At 71.8% G+C, this 8,902-nt stretch carries 7 protein-coding genes; 5 read left to right on the top strand and 2 right to left on the bottom strand.

The window, feature by feature from the left end; translation table 11 throughout:
* Positions 1-929 (bottom strand): DUF4192 family protein (locus AIIKEEIJ_RS09005; RefSeq protein WP_161995488.1); only part of this gene is annotated, 929 nt, incomplete at its 3' end.
* 149 nt (positions 930-1,078) lie between these two features.
* Entirely contained in the window at positions 1,079-1,846 is a 768-nt protein-coding gene (locus AIIKEEIJ_RS09000; protein ID WP_065923484.1) for a hypothetical protein, read from the bottom strand.
* A gap of 139 nt (positions 1,847-1,985) precedes the next feature.
* Here AIIKEEIJ_RS09000 and AIIKEEIJ_RS08995 point away from each other — a divergent pair, with 139 nt between their 5' ends.
* From AIIKEEIJ_RS08995 to AIIKEEIJ_RS08975, 5 genes are all read left to right on the top strand, one after another.
* Positions 1,986-2,942: a proteasome assembly chaperone family protein gene (locus AIIKEEIJ_RS08995; RefSeq protein WP_006935021.1), complete on the top strand. Its 957-nt coding sequence runs from the start codon at positions 1,986-1,988 to the stop codon at positions 2,940-2,942.
* 182 nt (positions 2,943-3,124) lie between these two features.
* The gene (locus tag AIIKEEIJ_RS08990; RefSeq protein ID WP_006935025.1) at positions 3,125-4,162 is read left to right on the top strand and encodes an alpha/beta fold hydrolase; all 1,038 of its coding nucleotides are present in this window, start codon (positions 3,125-3,127) and stop codon (positions 4,160-4,162) included.
* 185 nt (positions 4,163-4,347) lie between these two features.
* Positions 4,348-6,852 carry a DEAD/DEAH box helicase gene (locus AIIKEEIJ_RS08985; protein WP_029543384.1) on the top strand — a complete coding sequence of 835 codons (2,505 nt, stop codon included), beginning with the start codon at positions 4,348-4,350 and terminating at the stop codon, positions 6,850-6,852.
* Between the two features lie 3 nt (positions 6,853-6,855).
* A complete protein-coding gene (locus tag AIIKEEIJ_RS08980) occupies positions 6,856-8,298 on the top strand; it encodes an amidohydrolase family protein (protein WP_161995487.1) in 1,443 nt (480 codons plus the stop codon).
* A 4-nt stretch (positions 8,299-8,302) separates the two neighbouring features.
* Positions 8,303-8,902 (top strand): LysR substrate-binding domain-containing protein (locus AIIKEEIJ_RS08975; protein ID WP_161995486.1); only part of this gene is annotated, 600 nt, incomplete at its 3' end.

The following is an 8,902-nucleotide window of genomic DNA, read 5'->3' as shown; positions in this document are numbered from 1 at the left end:
TACGCGCTGTAGCCGACGAGGGCGGCGGCCTCGGCTCGTTCCGGGTCCGGGAGACGCCGGGTGAGCGTGACCCACAACCGTTCGGCGGTGTCGGCCTCGGCGCCCGCCGCGAGGGCCATCACGGCGTCGCGCACGGTCGAATTGGACAGCAGGACGGCGAGTTCGGCAAGCTCGGGGGCGAGCAGCTCGGCGCCGTCGTCGTGCCGGGCGATGTGGGCCAGCACGGCCTCGAGTTCCTGACGGTCGGCGCGGTCGCGGCCGCCGGCGCGGACGGCGAGTTCGTAGGCGAGGTCACGCGCGTCGATCGCCTCGTCGATGTGGTCGGCAACCTGCATGCGCCCGGGCATCGGCAGCGGGGTGAGCAGATCGGCGAGTTCGGCGCGGGACCGCCGGATCGCCCCGCCCTCGAAGACGCGGGCGGCGGCGACGGGCGAGGCCTGCGGGTCCGGGACCGTCCCGCGCGCACCGCCGACGAGCGCAAACCATGTTCTGCCGCAAGCGACCTCGGAAACGGCGTGCGCTCCGGCGATGCGAACCCCGCGCCGGTCGAGGCGGACGGCGAAGTCGTCGAGCAGTCGGCAGGCCGCGGCGACGGCGGGGGCGTCGGGGTGGTCGAGACGGTCGTCGACGAGGACGACGAGCACGGCGTCGGCGCCCTCCCGATCGCAGAGCGCACCGAATCGGTCGAAGACGTCGCGCATCGCAGCCGGCACCGGATCGTCCTCGCCGGGCGGCAGGATCAGGTCGTGGCGCATGACGGCGCCGACGGTCGCGGACCGGGCACCGTCGCGCCCGCCGGCATCGGACGCGAGGCTCAGCACGATCAGCGACCGTGCGGGCAGGAAGCCGAGCATGGCCGGCACGGCGGCGATCAGATCCCCCGGATCGGTGAGTCGCAGCGGCCGGGGCGAGGAAGTCGATGTGGTCATGCGCCGACTGTCCCCGACGACCGGTGCCCTCGGGGGCCGCGCGACCCGGATCCGCGGAATCTGGGGACGAGCGCTCCGGTTGTGGACAAGTACTGCGGCCGCAGGAGTTCCGGCCGCCCGATGTCGGTGCCGGCTGGTAGCGTGCCGCGTCAGCCGACGCGCACGCGCTCCACGCTCGCCTCGAACACCCGGCCCAGGGTGGCGGTGTCGGCGGGCCCCGCACCGAAGGACATGTACGTCACCAGCACCCGCACGTCGTCGACCTGGGCGATCCGGCTGGTCATCGACTGGGTGACCACCTCCCGGCCCTCGCCCGAGCGGACGGTGCGGGTGAACGCGAGGGTCGCCACCCCCGCGGCGGCCGGCGGCGCCGACGGGTCGACCGTGGTCGTCACCGTGGCGGTGACGCCCCGGCGGGTCGCCGCGACGACGGGACATTCGACGAGACGGTCGCGGTAGGCGGCCAGGTCGTCGGTGACAGCGACGAGTTCGACCGAGATCGTGGCCCGGCTGTCGTTGTCCGTGCCGACCACCATCGCAGTCCCGTCCGGGCCGTAGTTCTGCGGCGGCGGCAGGCATCCGGGTGGATCCACCTTGGCCCCCTCCGGGACTCCGGTGAGGTCGGGAGCGGCCTGGGCGACCGCCTGCGGCGGTAGCACCACCGCGTCGTACGGCTCGGGGAACTGCTCGGGCGGCAGCAGCAGTTCGGCGAGGGGCCGGCCCGCGGTGCCGGCCTCGTCCGTCGTGGCCAGTGCGGCCGGCTCGGGCTGTGGCGTGCCGTCGACGGTCGACGAGCACCCGGCGGCGAGCAGCAACGCGCCCCCGATCACGGTCGCGCCCAGCCGGCGGAAGGGCACCGGCGGGGTCCGGGGGCGGCGCGGCGTCCGGACGTCGTCTCCTGCGCTGTGGGTTGCCACCGGACCTCCGCTGTCGCGTCCCGCCGGGGTCGTGCCCCGGCGGAAGCTGATCACCAGTTCAACTAGACTCGAACTCCACCATGCCACGCCGGTGACCCGGCGGTATCACGGCGCCCCGGATCGAACGGAGGATGTTCGCATGGACGACCAGTCCCGCATGTACGAGCTCGAGTTCCCCGCTCCGCAGCTGACGTCTGCCGACGGCGAGGGCCCCGTGCTGGTGCACGGTCTCGAGGGGTTCGCCGACGCCGGGCATGCGGTGCGGCTCGCCACCACGCACCTGCGCGAGAGCCTCGAAAGCGAACTCGTGGCGTCGTTCGCCGTGGACGAGCTGATCGACTACCGGTCCCGGCGGCCGACCATGACGTTCAAGGCGGATCACTTCTCCGACTACGCCGCCCCCGAACTCAACCTGTACGCCCTGATCGACACGGCCGGAACCCCCTTCCTGTTACTGGCCGGCGCGGAACCGGACCTGAAATGGGAGCGGTTCATCACGGCGGTGCGCCTGCTCGCCGAGCAGTTCGGGGTCCGGCGCACGATCGGGATCAGCGCGATCCCGATGGCGATCCCCCACACCCGTCCGCTGGGCGTGACGGCGCACTCGACGAACAAGGACCTGATCGCCGACCACCACCGCTGGACGGGCGAGCTGCAGGTGCCGGCGGGGGTGTCGTCGCTGCTCGAGCTGCGGATGGCGCAGCACGGGCACGAGTCGGTGGGGTTCTCGGTCCACGTGCCCCACTACCTGGCGCAGACCGAGTACCCGGGCGCTGCCGAGACCTTGCTCGAGAACGTCGCCGAAGCCGGGGGCCTCGGGTTGCCGCTGGCCGCGCTCGGCGAGGCCGCCGCACGGGTGCGTGAGCAGATCGACGAGCACATCGCCCAGAACGAGGAGGTGCAGGCGGTGGTCCGCGGACTCGAGCGGCAGTACGACAGCTATGTGGCGGCCCAGGAGCAGCAGGCCGCCCAGCTGCCGACGGACGAGAACCTGCCGACCGGCGAGGAGATCGGTGCCGAGTTCGAGCGTTTCCTCGCCGAATACGAGGATCGCGGCGGGAACGGACAGCCCGGCGACGCGGACCCCTCCGCCTGACCGGGTTCGAATCGCCGCCTGTCCGACCCCGGATCATTACTCTCTCGTTACACTTCGCGTTGTGCAGGTCACATACAGTCAGTACGCTCAGTTCGACGAGTTGAGCTGAAGGGTCGGGCCGGAGACGGTCCGGCGCCTCGGACACCACAGGTAGACGAGGAACCGGCGGTCAGGAGACGCACATGGGTACACCGCGCACACGCACGCTCCGGCCGGTGCCGGACGCGGAGACGCGGATGGTCTTCCGCACCATCCACGGCTACCGTCGCGCCTTCCGGCTCGCCGGCGAGGGCCCCGCGCTGCTGCTGATCCACGGGATCGGCGACAACTCCTCGACCTGGCAGGAGGTCATCCCGCACCTGGCCCGCAAGTACACGGTCATCGCGCCGGACCTGCTCGGCCACGGCCGCTCCGACAAGCCGCGCGCCGACTACTCGGTCGCCGCGTACGCCAACGGCGTCCGCGACCTGCTCTCGGTCCTGGACATCGAGCACGTCACCGTGGTCGGGCACTCCCTCGGCGGCGGCGTCGCGATGCAGTTCGCGTACCAGTTCCCGCAGATGGTCGACCGGCTCATCCTGGTCTCGGCCGGCGGCGTCACCAAGGACGTCCACCCGGCGCTGCGCCTGCTGTCCATGCCCGGCCTGAGCGAGGTCCTCAAGCTACTGCGGCTGCCCGGCGCCCTGCCCGCGGTACGCATCGCCGGCGGCCTGCTCGGACAGTTGCACGACACGCCGCTGCGGCCCGGCCCCTTCCTGCACGACACCTCGGATCTGATCCGGGTCCTGAGCGGATTGCCCGATCCCACCGCGTACGAGGCGTTCCTGCGCACGCTGCGGGCCGTCGTGGACTGGCGCGGCCAGGTGGTGACGATGCTCGACCGCTGTTACCTGACCGAGAACCTGCCCGTGCAGCTGATCTGGGGAGATCACGACAGCGTGATCCCGGTCAGTCACGGTTACCTGGCGCATTCGGCGATGCCCAACTCCCGGCTCGACGTCTTCCGCGGCGCCGGCCATTTCCCGTTCCGGGACGACCCCATCCGGTTCCTGCGGGTCGTCGAGGAGTTCCTCGACTCGACCGCACCCCTCGTGTTCGACGAGCAACGCTGGCGCGAGTTGCTGATCAACGGCGTCAGCGAGAACCAGATCACGGGCGGTCCGGCCACCCGCAGGGCCGTGCTCGGCGCGATGGGCGCCGACGAACGCAGCGCCACCTGAGCGACCCGCCGCCCACGACCCCCCACGCCGAGTCCTCGAACGCCGTCGCACGTCGCCGTCGGCCCGCTCCGGCAGGTGCAGCCGTCGAGACCGGCGCGGGCGGCAGGACCCGTCGGCCGCCGCGCGCCGGCCTGCCGCACACGGCGCGTCGGCGCGGTCACGGCGCCAACAACTAGCCTGGAGCGGTGCTGCTTCCGGATCTGACCCCCGACATCGTCGACGAGGACTCGCTGTTCGACGCCTTCACCACCTTCACGACCGGGCGCGGCCTCTCGCTGTATCCGGCGCAGGAGGAGGCGCTGCTGGAGCTGGTCTCCGGGTCGAACGTGATCCTCGCGACGCCCACCGGGTCGGGCAAGTCGATGGTGGCGCTCGGCGCGCACTTCTTCGCCCTGGCCACCGGTACGCGCACCTTCTACACGGCCCCGATCAAGGCGCTGGTCAGCGAGAAGTTCTTCGCGTTGTGCGAGGTGTTCGGAGCCGATCGGGTCGGGATGATGACCGGCGACGCCTCGGTGAACCCCGGTGCCCCGATCATCTGCGCCACCGCCGAGATCGTCGCCAATCTGGCGCTGCGGGAGGGCGCCGGCTCGGACATCGGCCAGGTGGTGATGGACGAGTTCCACTTCTACTCGGAGCCGGACCGCGGGTGGGCGTGGCAGGTGCCCCTCGTGGAACTGCCCCGCGCGCAGTTCCTGTTGATGTCGGCGACCCTCGGCGACGTCACCTTCCTGAAGAAGGACCTGACCCGGCGCACCGGCCGCACCACCACCGAGGTGTCCGGCTCCGAGCGGCCGGTGCCGCTGTCGTTCACCTACTCCCAGAAGCCGATCGGCGAAGAGATCGAGGAACTGGTCACCACGCACCAGGCCCCCGTCTACGTCGTCCACTTCACCCAGGCCGCCGCACTGGAGCGGGCGCAGGCCCTGACCAGCGTGAGCATGTGCTCGCGCGAGGAGAAGGACGCGATCGCCGAGGCGATCGGCGCGTTCCGGTTCTCCACCGGCTTCGGCAAGACGCTGTCGCGGCTGGTGCGGCACGGCATCGGCGTGCACCACGCCGGGATGCTGCCGAAGTACCGGCGGCTCGTCGAGCGGCTGGCCCAGGACGGGCTGCTGAAGGTCATCTGCGGGACCGACACCCTCGGGGTGGGCATCAACGTGCCGATCCGGACGGTGCTGCTGACCGGCCTGACGAAGTTCGACGGCACCCGGACCCGGCAGCTCAAGGCCCGCGAGTTCCATCAGATCGCCGGCCGCGCCGGCCGTGCCGGATTCGACACGATGGGCACCGTCGTGGTGCAGGCGCCCGAGCACGAGATCGAGAACGTGCGGGCCCTCGCCAAGGCCGGTGACGACCCGAAGAAGCGCCGCAAGGTGCAGCGCAAGAAGCCGCCCGAGGGATTCGTCTCGTGGGGCGAGGGCACGTTCGACAAGCTCGTCGCCGCATCCCCCGAGCCGCTCACTTCGCGGTTCTCCGTGAGCAATTCGATGCTGCTGAACGTGATCGCCCGCCCCGGCAGCTGTTTCGAGGCGATGCGCCATCTGCTCGAGGACAACCACGAAGCGCGCCCCGCCCAGCGCCGGCACATCCTCAAGGCGATCTCGCTGTACCGGGGGCTGGTGCAGGCCGGGGTGGTGCAGCAGCTCGACGAGCCCGACGAGTTCGGCCGGACGGCGCGGCTGACCGTGGACCTGCAGCGCGACTTCGCGCTGAACCAGCCGCTGTCGCCGTTCGCGCTCGCCGCGATCGAGCTGCTCGACATCGACTCCCCCACCTATGCGCTGGACGTGGTGTCGGTGATCGAGTCCACGCTCGACGATCCGCGGCAGATCCTCATGGCGCAGCAGCACGCCGCGCGCGGTGAGGCCGTGCAGCAGATGAAGGCCGACGGCATCGAGTACGAGGAGCGCATGGAGCTGCTCGAGGAGATCACCTGGCCGAAGCCGCTGGCGGAACTCCTCGAGCCGGCGTTCGAGACGTACCGCGCCGGGCATCCGTGGGTCTCGGAGTTCCCGCTGTCCCCCAAGTCGGTGGTGCGGGACATGGTCGAGAAGGCCATGACGTTCGCCGAACTGGTCGGTCACTACGGCCTGACCCGTTCGGAGGGACTGGTGCTGCGCTACCTCGCGGACGCCTACCGGGCGCTGCGCCAGACGGTTCCGGACGCGGCCCGCACCGAGGAACTCGAAGACCTCACCGAGTGGCTGGGCGAGCTGATCCGCCAGGTCGATTCGAGCCTGCTCGACGAGTGGGAGTCGCTCACCAACCCCGGCGTCGAATCCGACGATCAGCAGGTGGCATTCGGCGCGGATGTGCCCAAACCGATCTCGGCGAACACGCGGGCGTTCAAGGTGATGGTGCGCAATGCGATGTTCAAGCGGGTGGAACTGGCGTCGCGGCGACGGTGGAACGAGCTCGCCGAGCTGGGCGACGGGCTCGAGGCCCAGGACTGGGCCGACCTGCTCGAGTTGTACTTCGAGGAGTACGACGAGATCGGCACCGGCCCCGACGCGCGGGGCCCGCAGCTGTTCACCGTGGTCGAGGAGAAGGATCTGTGGCGGGTCCGGCAGACCCTGGCCGACCCCGCCGGGGACCACGGCTGGGCGCTGCTCGGCGAGGTGAACCTCGCCGAGTCCGACGCGGCCGGCGAGGTGGTGTTCGACGAGTTCGAGATCGTCGAGGGCTGAGCGGTGCCGCCGTCCCTCGTCCTGCGTGGCGCCCGCACGGCGCCCGGTGCCGGCCCGGTCGACCTGCCGATCACCGGCGGCCGCATCGGCGGTGACATCGCGGGCAGCACCGAGGTCGTCGACGCCGGCGGGCGACTGGTGCTGCCGGGCCTGTGGGACGCGCACGTGCACTTCGACCAGTGGACCCTCGCGCAGGCCGCGCTCGACCTGTCGGGCGCGACGTCGGCCGCGCACGCGGTCGCGCTGGTGGCCGCCCGCCTGGCCGGTGACCCCGCCCCCGTCGTGGTCGCGCACGGTTTCCGCGACGGGCTGTGGCCGGACACGCCCACCGCTGCGGCGCTCGATGCGATCGCCCCCGCCCGGCCGGTCGTCGCGTTCAGCGCGGACCTGCACAGCGCCTGGTTCAATACTGCTGCGCTACAGCGTTTCTCGCTGTATCCACATCCCACGGGGCTGCTGCGGGAAACCGAGTTCATGCCGCTGATGAACGAGATCCAGCGCGTCGACCCCGAGGTGCGCGATCGCCTCGTGGACTCCGCGGCCCGGGCGGCCGCCGCCCGCGGCGTGGTGGGCGTCGTCGACTTCGAGATCGCGGACACTCTCGCCGCGTGGAGGCGCCGCATCGGCGCCGGGACGCGGCACCTGCGTGTGCGGTGCGGGATCTGGCCCCGGTGGCTGGACGCGGCGATCGCGGCGGGCATGCGCACCGGCGACGTGGTACCCGGCACCGCGGGGCTGGCGACGGTGGGTCCGCTGAAGGTGATCGTCGACGGATCGCTCGGCACCCGCACCGCCTACTGTCACGACCCGTATCCCGACGGCGGGCACGGGGTGTTGTCGGTGCCGCCGGAACGGCTCGAGCCGCTGATGCGCCACGCCCACGAACACGGGGTCGAGAGCGCGATCCACGCGATCGGTGACCACGCCTGCGAGCACGTGCTCGACGCGTTCGCCGCCACCGGGGCGCGCGGCAGCGTCGAGCACGCCCAGTTCGTGGCCGAGCGCGACTTCCCGCGGTTCGCCCGGTCGGGTGTGACGGCGAGCATCCAGCCGGCGCACGTGTACGACGACGTGGACCTGGCCGAACGGTACTGGCCCGGCCGCACGCACCGCGCCTTCCCGTACGGGACGCTGCACGCGGCCGGGGCGCGGCTGGTACTGGGCTCCGACGCGCCGGTCGCGCCCCTGGATCCGTGGCGGACGCTGGCCGCCGCGATCGACCGCACGCTGCCCGACGGCCGGGTCTGGCACCGCGAGCACGAACTGGACCTGCAGGTGGCGCTGGCCGCGTCCACCGGTGGTCGTGCCCGCGTCGCCGTCGGCGACGTCGCCGACCTGGTGGTGCTCGACGCGGACACGCTGCCCCGCTCCGGTGCGGAGCTGGCCGCGATGCCGGTGTGGGGCACGATGCTCGGCGGACGCTGGACGCACGGGCCGCTAGCCTGAGCGGGTGAGCGAAGAGTCCGCCCCGGTGTTCCGGCTGGCCTACGTCCCCGGGGTCACCCCCGCGAAATGGGTGCGGGTGTGGGCGGAGCGGATACCCGACGTCCCCCTCGAGCTGGTGCCCGTGGACGCCGCCGACGGCGAGGCCGCGGTGCGCGACGGCACGGTCGACGCGGCGGTGCTGCGGCTGCCGCTGCCGCGCGAGGGGCTGTCGGTGATCAATCTCTACACCGAGGTATCGGTGGTGGTGGTACCCGAGGAGCATGCCGTCGCGGCCGTCGACGAACTGAGCGTCGCCGATCTCGCGGAGGAAACGGTGCTGCATCCGCGCGACGACGTGCTGGACTGGGCGCGCCTGCCGGGAGAGGCGGCGTTCGAGCGCCCGGCCACGACGGAGACGGCCGTGTCGTACGTCGCCTCCGAGGTGGGGGTGCTGGTCGTGCCGCAGTCGCTGGCCCGGCTGTACCACCGCAAGGATCTGACGTACCGGCCGGTGACCGATGCCCCGCAGTCGCAGGTGGGCCTGGTGTGGCTTTCGGAGCGGACCACCGATCTGGTCGAGGAGTTCGTCGGGATCGTGCGCGGCCGCACCGCCAACAGCTCCCGC

This window comes from Rhodococcus sp. YH1, assembly GCF_009939605.1.
Lineage (GTDB): Bacteria > Actinomycetota > Actinomycetes > Mycobacteriales > Mycobacteriaceae > Rhodococcus > Rhodococcus aetherivorans.
The sequence above is the reverse complement of the archived record's forward strand: the minus strand, read 5'-3'. Positions and strand labels throughout refer to the sequence as shown.

Bases quoted from the DNA above. Each gene is read 5' to 3' on its own strand.
- AIIKEEIJ_RS08990 (WP_006935025.1), top strand. From the start codon at position 3,125: ATGGGTACACCGCGCACACGCACGCTCCGGCCGGTGCCGGACGCGGAG.
- AIIKEEIJ_RS08995 (WP_006935021.1), top strand. From the start codon at position 1,986: ATGGACGACCAGTCCCGCATGTACGAGCTCGAGTTCCCCGCTCCGCAG.